Below are 16302 nucleotides of genomic sequence, written 5' to 3'. Positions count from 1 at the left end.
ACCGGTATGCAGCCCTAACTGTGGAGCGAGCGGTATTCGCTCGCATTATGACCGGTGTATTCTTTAAACTTCTTGTAGAACCAATCCAGCTGCCGGTAGCCGACCTCGTATGCGATGGCGTAGATCTTCTGGTCTGTGCGGACCAACAACTCCTTGGCCTTCTCCATTCGAAGACACATCAGATAGTCGTTGAAGGATACACCCTCCGAGGCTTTGAACAGCTGGCCCAAATAGACGGGATTCATATGCACCTGCTCGGCAAGGCTCTTCAAGCTAATGTTACCGGCATAATCGGATGCCACAATCCGCTTGACCTGTTCGACTGCACTAGGAGAACCCGATTGCTTCGATTCCTCGATAATCGCGATCACCTGCATGCATTTGTCCGCTGCGAATTCGAATAGCTTCTGGATCGTTCCCGCTTCCATAATATAGAGATAGTCTTTGGAAGTCGGAGCGGCCACTTGCAGCTGTCCACCGGCCTGCTTGCCGACCATCCGGAGCAGCTCGGCCAGCAGGTCGATCACCATCGACTGCACATGCGGTTTTGGCGTGTCGCCGGTCTTAAACTTATCCCGCAGCCGGTGAAGCAGGTCGATGACCCGCTCCTTGTCGCCTTCCTGAACAGCCTTAGTCAACAATTGTATCTCTTGCGCATCGGTGCTCTCTTCCCGAAGGAAGGCTCCGCCAAACGAATTCCCGGTAATGATGGAAAGACTGCCCAGAAGAAATTTCCGGTCCAGCAGCCGCTTCGCGGAATGAAACGACTTCTTGACCTCCGCGGCCAAGTGAACCGATTCCCCGATCCCAATCGTAATCGGCATCTTCGCATACGTTAGCGCACTTTCCTGAAGCAGCCCGGCGAGTTCCGATATGGCCGTCTCCTCGATCCCGGCCATGTCGTCACCGAAGCACACGATTCCGAAGCGTTCAGGTAATTCTTCAAACATATAGCCCTTTCCTACAAGGAGCTCTTCCAGCACATTACGGACGGCAAATCGCTTCAGATCGATGTCAGCTTCCGTCATATAGGTGTTCATGGTCTCTTGGAAATCCAACTCGACAACAAGGCAGCGATAGCTTCTGCAATCCACCAATGATACTCCCCACAGCAGCAGCTGATTGATCGCCTCATCCGCACCGATGTTGCCGTGCGTCCAACGCTTAAGCATCTGATCCCGGGCTGCGGAAGCGCTTAAATCCAGCTTTCGGCTAATCATCTTCTCATGGCTGATTTCATTCTTAACGGCTGTCAATATGCGCTGTGCATCCTCTTCCATGACGGGCTTCAGCAGATAGTCCTTCACGCCGTGCTGCAGACATTCCTTCACATATTCGAAATCCTCGAACCCGCTGACGACGATGATCGGCAGCTTGGAATGCCGGCGGACCCGGGAGATCAGCTCCAGCCCGCTCACGCCCGGCATCCGGATATCGGTTATGAGCAAATCGTAGTGACCCTGCCTCATCATATCCAAAGCCATATTGCCGCCTGTCGCCTCGCCGGCAATCGTAAAGCCCAGCTGCTCCCAGTCGAGCAAATATTTCATAGCCTTCAGAGCACCAGGCTCATCATCGACCATCAGGACGTTCAGCATGAATCACTCCTCCTTCCGAATCCGTGTTCAAGGGCAGCAATATGGATACCCGTGTTCCCCACTCCGGCCCGCTCTCTAATTGCAGCCCATACGGGGCGCCATACATTTGCCTCAGACGCTGATGAACGTTCCTTAGCCCGATATGCTTCGTAACCGTTAGATCGGAGGCGATATTCATCCCCTCGATTACCCCCCGCAGCTGTTCTGGCAGCATGCCCGGTCCATTGTCTTCCACGGTTAGGAGACATTGATTCCCTTCCATTACACGGGCATGGATCACTACGACGGTAACGCGCTCGACTTTCTCCAGGACATGCACGATCATATTCTCAACGATCGTCTGCAGCGACAGCCTTGGAATCTTACAATCCGCGAGTTCCTCTGGAATGTCCACTTCATAAACAAGCCGCTCGCCAAACCGGAAGGCTTGAATGCGTAAATACGTCTCGACGATATCCATCTCTTCTTTCAAATCGATCAGATGCCCCGCCCGGTTCAATACGTTGCGGAACGAACGGGCGAGCAGCTTGACGATTTCCGCATTCGCCTTGTCCCCATTCTCCAGCAGGCTGCCGCAGATCGCATTCAACGTATTGAACAAGTAATGCGGGTTGATCTGGGTTTGCAGCGCATACAACTCCGACTCCCGGTTGCGCAGCTTCAATTCCTTCCGGTTCAGCTCCGATTCATACACTTCCGTGATCAATTGATTGATTCGGTCCATCATATCGTTGTAATTCCGGCATAGCTGGCCGATTTCGTCGTTGCCGCTTACCTGCAGATGGGTCAGCGTCTGCACGTTGTCCGCGTTGACGGTTCGCATCCGTTTGGCCAATTGGGTGAGCCTTCCTGTCAGACGGATCGAGATCAAGTAGATAAGCAAGATCGAGCTGAGCATTGCAATAATGAACAGTACCACTGCTTGTCGCTTCATCTCGTTCACCTTCACCATCATTTGATCAAGCGGGGTCAACTGTACAATCGTCAGCCCTCTGACGCTTCCGCGTGATTCCAAGGACTTGCTGGTTAACAGAAACGCATTACCCTCTTGGTTATATATAAAGGAGGACAAGGATGAATTCTTCTTCATCTCGTCATAGAACGCATAATCCGCAAGCCGGGAAGCATTCATATTCGATTGCCGCCAAGAATCGATCAATACATGGCCATCCGGCAGCGCGATAATGAATTGCTGTTCTTTTCCCTCGCTCGAGATCAGATTGCGGAGCAGCCGTTCTTCCAAGTCGATTGTCACGTACATCTCGCGGTTGGAAGGGGCATTATACACCTTCTGCGTCAGCCGCAGGACGCCGCTGCGCAGCAGCATGTCATCCTCGGAGATCGTCCATGACTTCACAAGACCTGCCTTGGAATCTTGAACGCTGCGATACCAATTCGACTGCTTGACTTCCTCATCGATCGTACGAACCTGCGCATATTGAAATGTTGGATTATCGGTATAAATAGAGAACCGCAGGATGTCCTTCGAAGTCGTGATCCACTCTTCATAAGGCTGAACGTAGTTCAAGTAAGTGTCCTGTGCTTCTTCGAACGTGTCGTAGTGTTTGAGAAGCTTATCCTGCAGCTCGGTACTCGTATACAAGGAATCGACAATCTGCTCGTAAGACTGGAGCAGATTGTCGATATTTTGCGCGAGCTGGGAGATGGAACGGCCGACGTCCTCTTCGGTATTGTTCAAGATGATATTCCCGCTCTTCTCGCTCATGTAGTAGGTTAACAACCCGAGCAGTAGAACCCCGACTAGCGCATTGGCCGCAAATATTTTTGTGCGTACTGTCATTTCCATTCCACTCCCAGCTACGAACGCATGCCGGACCTCCCTCGCGGGATCTCCGGCATGCCTGTGTATTACTTCATCGCATCGTTGTACCGCTTAACGTATTCCTGCCATGTTTTCGTCCATGTTTCCTCGTACTTCACTTTACCCGCTTTGTCGATCTGCTCGACGAAACGATTCCAGGCACCCTCGAACTCATCAGCCGATTTCGCCAAGATGAGCTTCGGAATTTCTTTGTTCAAGGTATCTTCGAATTTCTTGAAGATCGCCTTCGTCTCTTCAGGCTCGTTCAGCTGCCACAGCAAAGCCGGTACAGGCTCCGGCTTCGGCAAGAAGTCCGACCATGTGGTCTTGCCGTATTTGGACAGCACTTCCTTGGTCATGTCATCGTAACTGGCAATAACCGCTTCCTTCGTATTCGGAGTTGCATAGTCGCCATCCTCCAGCTTTGCGCCGTCGCCAATGCTGAACGAAGTGATCGGTCCTGCCGGGCCATCTTCATACTTCAAATCAGGAGACATCTTTGCTTTGTCCAGATATTCCTGCTTCTGTACCCGCTTGCCGTCCTTCACTTCATAGTGCAAGCCTTCAACGCCCCAGTTTAATGCCAGCTGCCCCTCATCCGAGAACAAGAAATCGATCATTTGAATAATTCGTTCCGGATGCTCGGCCTTATTGCTGATCGCCCAGTTACTGCTGGATCCGCTCGGGGTCACGACAAAGCTGTGATCCTCCGTATTTTCGTCGAAGTAGAGCGGTATTTTGGCATACTGCCGCTCCAGCTTCCCGGAGGCAACGATTGATTTCTCAGCCCCATTGAGCAGCCAGCCCGGCATAAACTCGGCTAGTACCCGGCCCTGCGCAATCTTCGCCAGATTCTCTTCGCCCTTGCCGAAGATATTCTTGTCCAGTAAGCCTTCCGTTTGAAGCGTATTGAGAAATTGATAATACCGCTTGGCGAACGGTTCCGTCAACGCGAACTTGACGTTATTGTCTTTATCAATCATATTGAACCCTTGATCCGGCAAGCCCGCTGCGGCAATCGCCGGGTTAGCGAACGTCAACCCGCCCCAATAGGCGGAGAACGGTATGGTCTCCTTGCCGTCGATTGTCGGATGCTTCGCATAGTAATCCTTCAGAATGCCGACCAGCTGGTCCAGTGTCTTCAACTCCGGATAGCCCGCTTCCTTCAGCACGTCGTATTGAATGAGGAAGGATGCCGCCGCATTGGCCGGCGCCTCTTGCGTGAGATTCACGCCATAGAGGGAATAGATATGACCGTCCGTATCACGCAGCAGCTCGTAATTTTTGCCGAATCGCTTCTTGATGTTCGGTCCGTACTGGTCGATCAAATCTTCCAGCGGAATGATCGCGTCCCCATCCCGGTACTTGCCGGTCATGTTCGGTGACATGAACAGCAGGTCCGGATAATCGCCCGATGCCAGCCACAGATCCATCTTCTGGGCTTCATCGCCAACGATCGGCAGATACTTGATGGAAACCCCGGTTTTCTCGGTGATCAGCTTGTCGACAGGCGTTTCCCATTTTAGCTTGGAATCCGTTATGGACATCGTGTACTCGATCGGCTCCGTCGATTTCGAACCGTTCCCAGCGGTGTCCGCTCCCGCATTGCCCGGATCGTTTTTGGTTGCGCAGCCCGCCATCAAGGAGACCGCAAGTGCGATACTGATGATACCCGATAATTTCTTTTTCAACTCCATGACACCCTCTCTTCTTGGTCATTATATATCAACATAAGAACGCTATGCGGATATCTCACTCCTTGACCGCGCCGATCAGCGCACCTTTGATGAAATATTTCTGCAGGAACGGATAGACCAGCAGGATCGGCATCGTAACGACAATCGTCATGGTAGCGCGTATCGCTTCCGGCGTGACATTGCTTAAGGCTTCACTGTCGACATAGCCCGTTGAGGAGGCATTGTTGACCATCTGGCTGGTTGATTGCAGCAGCACCTTCATGAGCTCGAACTGCAGCAGATTTAAATTATCCCGCGTATTGTATAGGTAGTTATCGAACCAGGAATTCCAATGTCCGACGGAAATGAACAGCAGGATCGTCGCTAGAACGGGTATGCTGCATGGGATAACGACCCGGAACAGCACTTGAAAATCGCTTGCGCCATCCAGCCTTGCCGATTCGATAAGCCCTTCCGGCAGCTGCTCGATCGCGGTTCGTATAATAATGACGTTGAACACGCCAATCAAGCCCGGAATAATATAGACCCAGAATGAATTGGTCAGGCCCAGACCCTTAATCAGCAGGTAAGAGGGAATAATGCCCCCGCTTACATACATGCTGATGATCATGAGTAGATTGATCGATTTTCGCAAAATAAATTCTCTTCGCGAAAGCGTGTAGGCCAGCATCGTCGTGCAGACGAGCGAGAGAAAGGTGCCCAGCAGCGTTCGTACGACCGAACGTACGGCCGCCATATAGAGCGCATTTTCTTGAAAGATGATTTGATAATTATTCCATGTGAATTGATTGGGCCAGAAGTAGACTTCCCCTCTCATCGTGTCGAGAGGATCGTTCAACGAAATGGCCAACAAATTGACGAACGGATATAATGTCGCAAACCCGAGCAAGGCGAGCAGGGCGTAATTGAATAGATCGAAGGTTGCTTCCCGATAACGTGTCATGCTTGCAGGTAATACCTCCTTTTCGCCTTAGAACAACCGGATGCCGCTTAATTTATTCGCGAGACGGTTGACTCCGATCACAAGCGCCAGACTGATAATCGTCTTGAAGATGCCGAGCGCGACGCCGACCGAATATTGTCCGGAACCGAACGACAGGTTCAGGGCATAGAGATCGAGCACTTCGGAATAATCGAGCACGAGCGGGTTGCCGAGCAAGAACTGCGACTCGTACCCGATGTTGATGATCGAGCCGAGCGATAAGATCAAGAGAATGACGGCCGTCGGCATGATGCTTGGAATCGAAATATGCCACATCTTATGGAAGCGTCCCGCACCGTCCACATCCGCCGCTTCGTACAGGTCCGGGTTGATTCCCGCAAGCACGGCCAAATAAATAATGGTGCTCCAGCCCAGCTCCTTCCAGAGCCCGACCGTCGTGTTGATGAGCCAGAACCATTCGCCTTTGCCCATGATGAATACGGTTTCGTCGATCCACCCTAGCTTGAGAAGCATATGGTTAACGAATCCGTCAGGCGACAAGAACGTAATGACGATATTCGCGATGACGACCATGGACACAAAATGGGGAATGTAGGTCACGGTTTGAATCGTCCGCTTGAACAGCGTGCTTCGAACTTCGTTGAGCAGCAGCGCGAGCGTAATCGCACCTACGAATCCAGTGACCAGGCTCATGCTGCTCATGACCAACGTATTGCGCATAACCAGGAAGAAGCGCTCATCATTGAACAGTGTGATGAAGTTATCCCATCCGACGAATGAGCTCTTCCAGATGCCCTTGCCGGGCGAATAATTCTGAAAGGCCATGATCCATCCCCAGAGGGGAACATATTGAAAGACGAACATCAGAATGACGAAAGGGACCGACATCAGCAGCAGCTGATATTGTGCGGCAAGCTTTCGCAGCACATTCTTCTTGCCGGATTTCGGGGCCAGTCGTGTTGTTGGCGTGGTTTGCATCTCTTGTAAATTCACTTCCTCACCCCTTTACGCGTGTTGTCGTCTTTCATTCTAGTCATCGCGGTCCCCCCAAACAACCATCGTATGTTTAGAGATCACAGTTGCAATTAAAGCACTTCTGCCGTACTTTGTTCAGATGGCCGGTAACCGTTGTACACGCCGAATAAGACCGCTAATGTATAAGCGGTCTTACAAGAATGTGCTATCGTTATGGGTGTTAGATTTCATTCCTATACAGCCACTGCCACTGTGCCTTGTTTTACTTAAATATAAATCTCCATCCGCCTTCGAATTATTAAATACAATAAATAATTCAAAACTTTTCCATAATGAATTATTTACTCGCTGCTAAAAACCCTTGTGAATGAAAATTTATGCAACATTCCGAGAATCCCGCCGTCTATGACAGTGTAAGCAAGTGCGGTAAACCAAAAAAATTTTGGTAACAGTTGGAGGAATGACAAAATGAAAAAAATGCACAAAGTACTAGCAACAACGGCTCTTCTAGCAATGACTGCCGTACCACTCGCAGCAAGCGCACAGGATGTTCCGCCGCCAACCATTCACAACGGACAAGGAATCGTCGTCAATCAAGTGAAGGTTGTCCCTGGCACAATGGGTCAAATTACAGATTTCGTGAATGATAAAACGGGTAAATTCATTACCGTTACAGGTCGTGGAATTGCCGCGACGGATCAGAGCGAAATCATTCTATCCATCACCAAGGATACCAAAATAATCGATGCCAAGGGTAAAAGGGTGCCCTTAAAAACGATTATCGACGAGAAGAAGGTTGTTAAAGCGTTCTACGGTCCTAACATTACGAAGAGCCTCCCTGCTCGCGGAACGGCCTTGACGCTGGTTGTTCAGGATTATAGCTTTAACGGAATTAACGGTACGGTCACCGAAGTGAAGGATAACGGGATCGTTGTCAAAGGTACGGATATCTACAACGGGTATGAGGATACGATCGTATTGCATTTTGCTGAGAAAGCACAACTCTTAGGCCAAGACGGCAAAGCCATCGAAGCAAGCGAGATCAAGCCTGGCATGAGCGTTAAAGCCTTCTACGGTCCTGCCGTTACGATGAGCATTCCGCCTCAATCGACTACGAACTATGTCGTAGTGGATACGGAAACCGAAGCTCCCACAGAAGCTCCAGGTACGTCTGGCATTATTACAAATATAGACAAGGACAAGGTCACCGTAATCGGGGACTCGATGGAACAAGGCGGCGTGAATTATGTCATTCTCTCTGTGGATGAGGACACTCAAATCGTCGATCAAGACGGCAATCCGCTGAAGCAAGACGCCTTGAAAGCCGATATTCGGGTTGAAGCTTACTACGGTGAAGTGATGACGATGATCTATCCGGCTCAGACGCATGCAGATAAAATCGTCGTTAGAGCAGAAGCCGCCATTAAAGTGGAAGGCACCATCCTTGAGTCGGATCGTGCAGCAGAAGGCCAAGTGCATGTCGATGTCGCTTCCGATCAATCCATCAACAACGACGTGATTCTGAACATCTCGGAAGCTACCACTGTGATTCCTCAGATGGGCGGAGATGTAGAATTGAAACCAGGCATGACAATTGTCGCTTACCACTCCCCAATCATGACCAAATCATTGCCTGGCATCACGAATGCTGAAGTGGTGATCATCACTTCCGAGGATAAGGCAGCTGAACCACAAAATTAATCGTTTCATCGCCATTCGAATAACCTCGGCCGGTCGTTCCTTCTCCTGGGATCGGCCGGTTTTTAATTTGCACTTCACCACGCGAAGCACTTTCCCCTCTCCGTCCTAGTTGTTGAATAGAAAAAAAATGATAAAATGTTCTGTATAACCTAAAAAGGCGGAGATCATATGGGACATGCGTTCATTATTGAGCCAAACACGTATAACGCCTTCGAGAACGAGGCGGAGCAGCTTGAGAAATGTAAGGAATGGAGCTTACTCTCCGAGAAAGCGTCCAAGACAAAAACATTCTACTATAAAGGCAGCGGAGCAAATCTGACCTGCAGCATCGTCGGCTATGTCGATAGCATGATTGCGGTCATTCAATTCGATAATAACCAGCTGCACTGCATCCACCCCTCCTACCTGAAGGAAATGCAAGCCGCCAATTACGGCCAGAGACCATCCTTATCAGCAGATAAATCGGCAGAGACCGAAGGCGGAGACCTGGATTCCCAGCAAAATGAAGCGGCGGCTGTCGAGGCAGCCAAACTGGACGAGCCTGCGACCGAAGCGGCTGCAGCACCGAAGGGAAGTCAACCCACGGCTGAAACTCCGGATCGTGTTGCTTCTGCTACTGAAGGGCCTAAGGCCGTGGAAGCACCGAAGGGGAAAACGAAGCGGGCGCCGAAGCTTCAGCTCCCCGAGGGGAAAGTGAAAATGATCGCGACCGTGCAGGAATTCACCACTGTGCCGAATCATTTTGCCGACGAAGACGATGAAGTGGTCATCTACGAAGCCGTGTCCATTACCGAGGAACCCGAAACCGAAGTCGGACTAGCCTGGTCCAGCCATAGTGCCACACTCAAGAAACAGGAGCTGGAGATCGGAGATATCATTACGTTCGAAGCGAAGATTGCAGCCAAGAAGCTCACTAAACACCCCGTACCTTACAAAATCAACAATCCCTCCAAAATACAAAAGGCAGAATCTTGATAAAAGACGATGGGAGTGTGCATAGGCACGCTCTCTTCCTTTTGCTTCGACTATGGGTCTATGGTCAAAGCCGAGTGTGTTATAGTAAATTATAGAAAAAAGGAAGGAGAAATCTCTTATACCTATCCTAAGACGATTTTTATTAAATTTGGTCCGGATGAACAATGTGGTACTGTTCTCGTGGACCATTATATTGGTTGTGGTGAGCTCGTTCTTCATGTGGTACTTGGAACCGGACACGTTCACCAGTCCGTTTGTTGGTTTATGGTGGACCATGACAACGCTCACAACAGTCGGATACGGAGATGTGTCACCGTCAACCGTCATGGGGCGGATCTACGCCATGGTCTTGTTTATCATCGGTATCGGACTTATCGGTGTTGTGATCGGAAAAATCATTGATGCATTAACTATCTTTTCCAAAAGAAGGGAGGAGGGAAGAATGAATTATTCGGGACAACATCATATCATCCTGATTGGCTGGAACCGTAAGACAGAATTTGCCCTGAAGGAGATATTCAGTTCGGAGTACCTTGGCGATGTTGTGATCATCGATCAATTGCCAAAGTCTCCGTTCGATGGGGATAAGGTCTACTATATTCAAGGAGACCCCGCGGATGATCAAACTCTCTTGAAAGCCAATTTAACACAAGCTAAATCCGTGATATTGTTTGCGGATCATCATATCGAAGAACCGTCTCTTATCGACGGCAAGACACTTCTGATCGCCACGTCCATTGAACGAATCGCGCCTCATGTTCATACGACCGTCGAAATCATGTTGGAGAACCATATCAAAAATTTTCAGCATGTACAGGTGAACCACTTTCTTGTATCCGGGGAAATGATCTCACGACTAGCCGTGAGGTCGGCTTTTTCGGAAGAACATGGTTCAATTATTGCTCAGCTGGTCAGTCGCCATGGAGACGATTTGTTCGAAATTACCCGGAGACCCCATTGGATCACGTATCGGGATGCATTTCTTGAATTGTTGGATGAAGGAGCAACGCTAGTAGCCGATGGGAACGACTTAGGCATTAATCGTAAGCTGGATGACGCCATACCGCCCCATGCAAAATTGCTCATTATAAGTAACAAGGAAACCTTGTCGACGATTCTTCATCGAGGTAAAGAGTAGGTTGTGACGGCTAATTTCAAGAGAGATACTTGAACTTATTCTCCTTCGCCTTCCAGCCCTGATGGGCAAGAACCCCGCCAATTAGCATTTCGCATACGAACCATATGACACATTGGCGTATGAATGCATCGCGTGTCCAGATAGCTTGCTGGAATTCGGACAGGTTAAGCTCAATTAAGGTTACCGCGAGCCACACGCCAAACAGCAAGAGACCGTATAGGCCGCCCCTGCTTATCGTGTACCGGATTCTTCCTTTCTTTCTAATCTCGGACCATCTGGCCAGGAAGGCTCTCTCTCTATCCCTTACACCAAGCTCCGTCATATGCAGCCTCCAATCTCAATCGTATGTTTCCATTATAAGCATATGCAAAGGGAGAATGACGATGAAAATGATCCGTATAGGCATGATTGGATGCGGCCATGTTAGCGAACGCTACTTCCAGCAGGCCGCTCAGCTGGAGGGAGTCCGAATTGCCGCTGTTTCCGCCAGACGGCTCGAGTCCGCGGCGCAGAAGGCAGCTGCTCATGGCGTGCCCCGGTGGTATGACGATTATCGGCTCATGATCGACAAGGAGGAGCTGGACGCTGTCGTCGTCACAACCCCCCACTCCGTTCATGCCGAGCCCGTGCTTGCCGCACTCGATAAGGGGCTGCATGTGTTGAACGAGAAGCCGATGGCTACTTCCTTCGAAGATTGTACGCGGATGGTCCGGCTCGCGGAGGAGAAGGGATCCATCTTCATGAGCTTGCCGTTCGACCTCTCACCAGCTGTCCTAGCGGCTTCGGAGTTTGTGGACGAACGGTATATCGGCAAAATTACCGGGGCAGAAGCACAGCTCTCCCTCCCCGGACCTTGGCGGGATAACTGGTATTATAATAAAACCATCTCCCACGGCGGAGCCGTGCTCGACTGTCTCGTCTATCCCCTCAGCCGGCTCATCGCCTTGCTCGGGCCGGCCGTAAGCGTCATGGCAGAGGTTAACACATTGATTCCGAATCGGATTGTCGGTGGCGGGAAGAAGGTCCAGAGCGATGTGGATGACAATGTCTCCTTGATCATTACTTTTGCGGGCGGGCAGCATGCCGTCATCCGAACGTTATGGGGGATGGCCTTCAAGCAGAATAACTTGATCATTTATGGCCGCAGCGGGACCATTGCCCTGAACGACAGCGGTATTCCCATGGTTGTCCAATCTCAAGGGCAAGTCTTGCCGGGAGCGGAACAAGTCACCTGGAGGGGGAACCCAGACTGCTATATCCCCCATGAGCAGATCGCATCGCACCCTAATGAGGATGTAATGGCCCATTTCATAAGCTGTCTCCGTGCAGGCAAGCAGCCCATTCAATCCGGCAGACAGCAATTGCATGTTCATGAAATCATGTTCGGCGCCTACCGCTCAGCGGAATCAGGCCAGCGTTATGAATTGACGACAACCTTTACGCCATGGGAACAATTACAGCCCCTAATCTTTGATACTCGCAGCAATTATATTTAAATTAGTACAAATAACAAGCAGAGAGCGCGGTTAGCCCGCTCCTCTCTGCTCCTCGGTTACGATCCCCCTAGCGTGACACGCTGCTCAACATTCGCGCCAAAAGCAATCTTGTTGCCGTCATAATCTTGAACAATAAATTCCTTCCAAGTCTCACTCGTCATATGGGGTTCCTGCGACACGAAGGCGCCCTTCGAGAGAAGCTCCTCATACAGAATATCCAGCTGAAGGTCGTCTCTGGTGTAGGCGTAGCAATGCCATGCCGTCTCAATGGGACTCACCGGTCCTTCATCGAGAAGAAGCTTTAGCTCACCCCGATGAAGCTCTCCGCAGCCGTCTTTCGTAAACCCAAGGACATCGATGTAGTAGTTCTCCGATCTCTCCTTGTCCGTCACCGCCACAAGCTTCGGACCCGCCGTGATGCTTATGTCTGGATGATCGGAAGGATGGCGCTCGGCCTCATCCGTCTTAACCGGAATCCAAATATCAAAGCTGCCGCGGTCCTGCTCAAAATCGAACAGTCCATCGTACTTTTCAAAATGGGTCAGCTCTCCGTCCGGCGGTTCGCCATGCCCGCTGGCACATATGGAATCGAACGTCTGCGGCTGCTCGTTCATGGGCCCGCGGTGTGCATGTATCCGATACTTGACGTCAGGAATCGGGATCGCAATAAACCCTGGAGGCAGCTCTGCCCCCTCCTCTACTTCTACGCCAACGATGAAGCCTTCCCAAGGAACGATATGGTAAATGAAATACTTGGACTCCCCCTGAATACCTGAATCGGCCAGCCGCTGATCCAGCTGGCGAAACGCCTCACCGAGCCATTCGCTCTTCCGGTTCCAACCCGGAAATTCACTTTCCACATGAATACCCGCCAGTACAAACGAGCCGCGCTGCATCGTTTGAAATCCCATCCTGCTTCCCCCTCATTCGTCGATATGAACTTGTACAGGCACCTCCACTCTCAATCATTATAAGCACATATGTTCGTATTATAAATATTTACTTATTCGTCCAATTTAGCTGCGAAGGATTGCAGGATGTTCCGCAGGCCCTTCGGGTCGCTAAGCATCGGCAGGTGTCCGGTCTCCAGACTCTCGACGGTTTGCGGAGAGAGGTTGCCAATCATTTTGTACTGATGGGACTGGCCGAACTCCTTGTCCTTCGTAAGCTTCACATAGAGCTTGGGTACCTCCGGCAGTGCTGCCCCGATGCGATCCGTATATATGTGTATCGACTCGGGTATGAAGCCTCGAACAATCTCCTCGGCTTGACTTGCTGTCAGGTCGTTGCATAGCCCTGCACGGATGGCGGAGTCGGGAGGTTTCGTTCCCATTCTTTGCAGGATTGCAGACATCAGCATCCGTTTGGGCCATGGTAGCGTCGATAGAAACGAACCGCCCTTCTTCGGTATAGCCGCTCCAACTCCTACGAAGCCGGCCAACCGGTCAGGCAGCTCCTCGGCAAGCCTCTGAGCGAGCACGCCCCCTATGGAATGCGCCACAATTACAAACCGCTTCACCGGCCATTGTTCGATTTGTCGTTTCATATCCGTTACGTAATCGTCCATGGTGAGTCCTTGCCTCGACAGGTCCTGGCCGCTTAGAAGAGGATAACCACCCAGCAAATAAGGACGATCAAGCCCCTCCACCACTCCACTCCAGATTCCGTTGGTCAGACCTGCGCCATGCACGAATACGATTCCAATCTTCTCCTGCCCTTGCTCTTGTATAGGTTTCATCCTCATTCTCCTCCGTATATCTACATCCACATCTGCTTGCACAATGATACTACCATTTAAATACGACAAGTTCTGTCTTATTTATGTGATATGATGTAAATAAATTCGGAGAGGGGGAGAGCGGCCATGCCAAAATCGCAGCGACTCATCCAATTGATCATGATGATTAACGCTAAGAAGACCTTCACGGTGCAGGAGCTTGCTGACGAGCTAGGGCTGTCCACCCGCACCCTAACAAGAGATTTGCAGGAGCTGAGCGAGCTGGGAGTCCCCCTCTATTCCATTCAAGGCAGAGGCGGCGGCTACAAGCTGCTGCAGGAGAGGCTTCTACCTCCGATTGCCTTCACGGAAAGTGAGGCCACAGCCATGTTCTTCGCTTGCCAGTCCTTGAATGAGATGGGCTCACTGCCCTTCGATGATAGCGCCGCCTCCGCCCTGCATAAGTTCTATCATTACCTGCCTGCCGATCTCCAGAAACAAATCGACCGCTTGAAGAACAGGGTCATGATCTGGAATCCCCAGCGTTCCATGTCGCCGGAATGCCTTCGAACGCTATTGCAGGCCATTATGAATCATAGCGTCGTCACGATTGAGTACAGCTCCAGCAGCGGAATGACACAGCGGAATATTCAGCCCATCGGCCTGTATACCAGCAATGGCTATTGGTATTGTCCCGCCTATTGCTTCCTTCGCAACGAGGTCAGGCAGTTCCGCGCGGATCGAATCCGGTCTGCAATACGCAATGAATCCATCCCCGCCCGGGAGGATATTGCGCAGCAGACGCTGCTCGACAAGCCTGACAAGGCCTCCTCTGAACGGATATCGTTTGCGATTGAACTCACGCCCCAAGGCGTATGGGCACTCGAATCCAATAACCGATTCGGTCCCTCTATCATGCGCCGCGATGACGGCAGTGGAACCGCAACGATCCAGATTGCGCAAGAAGACATACGCTTTTATTCGGATATCGTGTGGCAGCTGGGAAGAGAAGCCAAGGTTGTGGAGCCTGCCGAGGCTGTTGCATACATCAAGCAGAAGATCGTAGCTATGAATCAGCTTTACAGCTAAATAGACATCCCTGGGGCAACGACCCTGGAGATGTCTATTCAAGACTGTTTAGCCAATTATTTCCTTGCGCTGCACCTATTACGTTGCATCTGTTCTTGTTTCACCTTCGATGGGAACGACAAATTTCCCACTGTTCGGTTCCTCACTCCGGTCCAGCCGCCCGAGCTCCGTCGACTTGCCGTCACTGTCCTTGGTGCCATAGATAGTCAGGTCTGCCATGATCAGATCCGTGAAGAAGACCGCTTCCCCCCTTGCAGCAGGCTTCGCCCCCTTCTCGCGATGCTCAGCGGCAGGTCCAAACTCATCACTCTGCCATTTCACTTCTGCGATTCCTTGCGCATTGATTTCGATATACTCGACTAGATCTTTATATTCCTTATAATAACGAAGGGCTTCCCCCTTAGGGAATATGTAGTTGATCGTAAATCCCTCGCCTCTGGCTTGCAGCGCATCCTCACCGCGCATAATGGGAAGGCGAATAGCAATCAAGCGGGCTTCCGTTAAGTCGCCGCTCATTAGCGCCTTATACCGTTCTTGTCCAGCAGGCGTTCGAACCACGACCTTCTTGCCGGGCCCGTCATACATAACGCTTCCTCCAAGGGTTTCTGACAGGAAGCGCAGCGGCACATACGTACGCCCGTTCTTGAATGTCACGGGCGCGTCGAGCTTCACCTCGGTTCCGTTGACCTCCGCTTCCATCATCCCGCCAGAGAGCCGGATCCCGACTTTCTTGGTCTTGTTCGTAATGGTGACCGTCTTCGTCTTCGCTTCATACGAATAACTGACCCAAGCAGGATCATGAAATGCCGTTAGTTGCACAAGCATTCTCCCCTGGAAATGAAGTACATCCACCTGCCGGTTGCCATCGATAAAGACATCCGTTGTTGCCGCAGCCGCCGCATGAGCGCCTGGTACAGCGATGAGGGCGCCCCATAGCAAGGATGCAGCCGCGATAGATTGGATATATTTTTTCATTGTTGTGCCTCCATTCAGCTCAGTAGTAATATGTACTCAGACGGTCTTGTTATGGGAAAAGTTGCTAGCCCCCCATACATAGCGGTGCACATTATTTGATAAAAACTTTCCAATCGACCCAACACTTTGCGATCCTAAACGTTTCACTCTATGTAACGAGTACAATACGAAGCGGA

At 50.9% G+C, this 16302-nt stretch carries 14 protein-coding genes; 5 read left to right on the top strand and 9 right to left on the bottom strand.

Annotated features, from left to right (window positions below; translation table 11 throughout):
* Positions 1–14: 14 nt before the first annotated feature.
* The 5 genes from NNL21_RS20935 to NNL21_RS20915 all read right to left on the bottom strand — a co-directional run bounded on the left by NNL21_RS20935 (position 15) and on the right by NNL21_RS20915 (position 7053).
* A complete protein-coding gene (locus NNL21_RS20935; RefSeq protein ID WP_204819916.1) occupies positions 15–1598 on the bottom strand; it encodes a response regulator in 1584 nt (527 codons plus the stop codon).
* Complete coding sequence (locus tag NNL21_RS20930) at positions 1573–3399, bottom strand: sensor histidine kinase (RefSeq protein ID WP_204819915.1); 1827 nt, start codon at positions 3397–3399, stop codon at positions 1573–1575. Before NNL21_RS20930 ends, NNL21_RS20935 begins: the two co-directional genes overlap by 26 nt.
* Positions 3400–3467: 68 nt before the next feature.
* Complete coding sequence (locus NNL21_RS20925; RefSeq protein ID WP_204819914.1) at positions 3468–5117, bottom strand: extracellular solute-binding protein; 1650 nt, start codon at positions 5115–5117, stop codon at positions 3468–3470.
* 55 nt (positions 5118–5172) lie between these two features.
* Complete coding sequence (locus NNL21_RS20920) at positions 5173–6060, bottom strand: carbohydrate ABC transporter permease (protein ID WP_204819913.1); 888 nt, start codon at positions 6058–6060, stop codon at positions 5173–5175.
* Between the two features lie 27 nt (positions 6061–6087).
* Positions 6088–7053, bottom strand: coding sequence for an ABC transporter permease (locus NNL21_RS20915; protein ID WP_256555367.1), 966 nt, complete (start codon positions 7051–7053; stop codon positions 6088–6090).
* Positions 7054–7503: 450 nt separating this feature from the next.
* Between NNL21_RS20915 and NNL21_RS20910 the strand changes: the two genes are divergently transcribed.
* The 3 genes from NNL21_RS20910 to NNL21_RS20900 all read left to right on the top strand — a co-directional run bounded on the left by NNL21_RS20910 (position 7504) and on the right by NNL21_RS20900 (position 10849).
* Positions 7504–8736 carry a peptidase gene (locus tag NNL21_RS20910; RefSeq protein ID WP_204819912.1) on the top strand — a complete coding sequence of 411 codons (1233 nt, stop codon included), beginning with the start codon at positions 7504–7506 and terminating at the stop codon, positions 8734–8736.
* Between the two features lie 168 nt (positions 8737–8904).
* On the top strand, positions 8905–9711 hold the full coding sequence (locus tag NNL21_RS20905; protein WP_204819911.1) for a hypothetical protein: 807 nt from the start codon (positions 8905–8907) through the stop codon (positions 9709–9711).
* A gap of 157 nt (positions 9712–9868) precedes the next feature.
* A complete protein-coding gene (locus NNL21_RS20900; protein WP_204819910.1) occupies positions 9869–10849 on the top strand; it encodes an ion channel in 981 nt (326 codons plus the stop codon).
* A 16-nt stretch (positions 10850–10865) separates the two neighbouring features.
* Here the strand turns inward: NNL21_RS20900 and NNL21_RS20895 are convergent, their stop codons facing one another.
* Positions 10866–11171, bottom strand: a complete 306-nt coding sequence (locus NNL21_RS20895; RefSeq protein WP_204819909.1) for a hypothetical protein — start codon at positions 11169–11171, stop codon at positions 10866–10868.
* A 61-nt stretch (positions 11172–11232) separates the two neighbouring features.
* Between NNL21_RS20895 and NNL21_RS20890 the strand changes: the two genes are divergently transcribed.
* Positions 11233–12345, top strand: a complete 1113-nt coding sequence (locus NNL21_RS20890) for a Gfo/Idh/MocA family protein (protein WP_204819908.1) — start codon at positions 11233–11235, stop codon at positions 12343–12345.
* 56 nt (positions 12346–12401) lie between these two features.
* On the opposite strand, the gene NNL21_RS20885 is transcribed toward NNL21_RS20890, so the two are convergent.
* Positions 12402–13256: an effector binding domain-containing protein gene (locus tag NNL21_RS20885; RefSeq protein ID WP_204819907.1), complete on the bottom strand. Its 855-nt coding sequence runs from the start codon at positions 13254–13256 to the stop codon at positions 12402–12404.
* Positions 13257–13348: 92 nt separating this feature from the next.
* Positions 13349–14083, bottom strand: coding sequence for an alpha/beta fold hydrolase (locus NNL21_RS20880; protein WP_204819906.1), 735 nt, complete (start codon positions 14081–14083; stop codon positions 13349–13351).
* Between the two features lie 126 nt (positions 14084–14209).
* Between NNL21_RS20880 and NNL21_RS20875 the strand changes: the two genes are divergently transcribed.
* A complete protein-coding gene (locus tag NNL21_RS20875; protein ID WP_204819905.1) occupies positions 14210–15151 on the top strand; it encodes a helix-turn-helix transcriptional regulator in 942 nt (313 codons plus the stop codon).
* 78 nt (positions 15152–15229) lie between these two features.
* On the opposite strand, the gene NNL21_RS20870 is transcribed toward NNL21_RS20875, so the two are convergent.
* Entirely contained in the window at positions 15230–16126 is an 897-nt protein-coding gene (locus tag NNL21_RS20870) for a copper amine oxidase N-terminal domain-containing protein (protein WP_204819904.1), read from the bottom strand.
* Between the last annotated feature and the right edge of the window lie 176 nt (positions 16127–16302).

The organism is Paenibacillus mendelii (genome assembly GCF_024498075.1).
GTDB lineage: Bacteria > Bacillota > Bacilli > Paenibacillales > Paenibacillaceae > Paenibacillus_Z > Paenibacillus_Z mendelii.
This window is presented reverse-complemented; position numbering and strand designations above follow the sequence as displayed.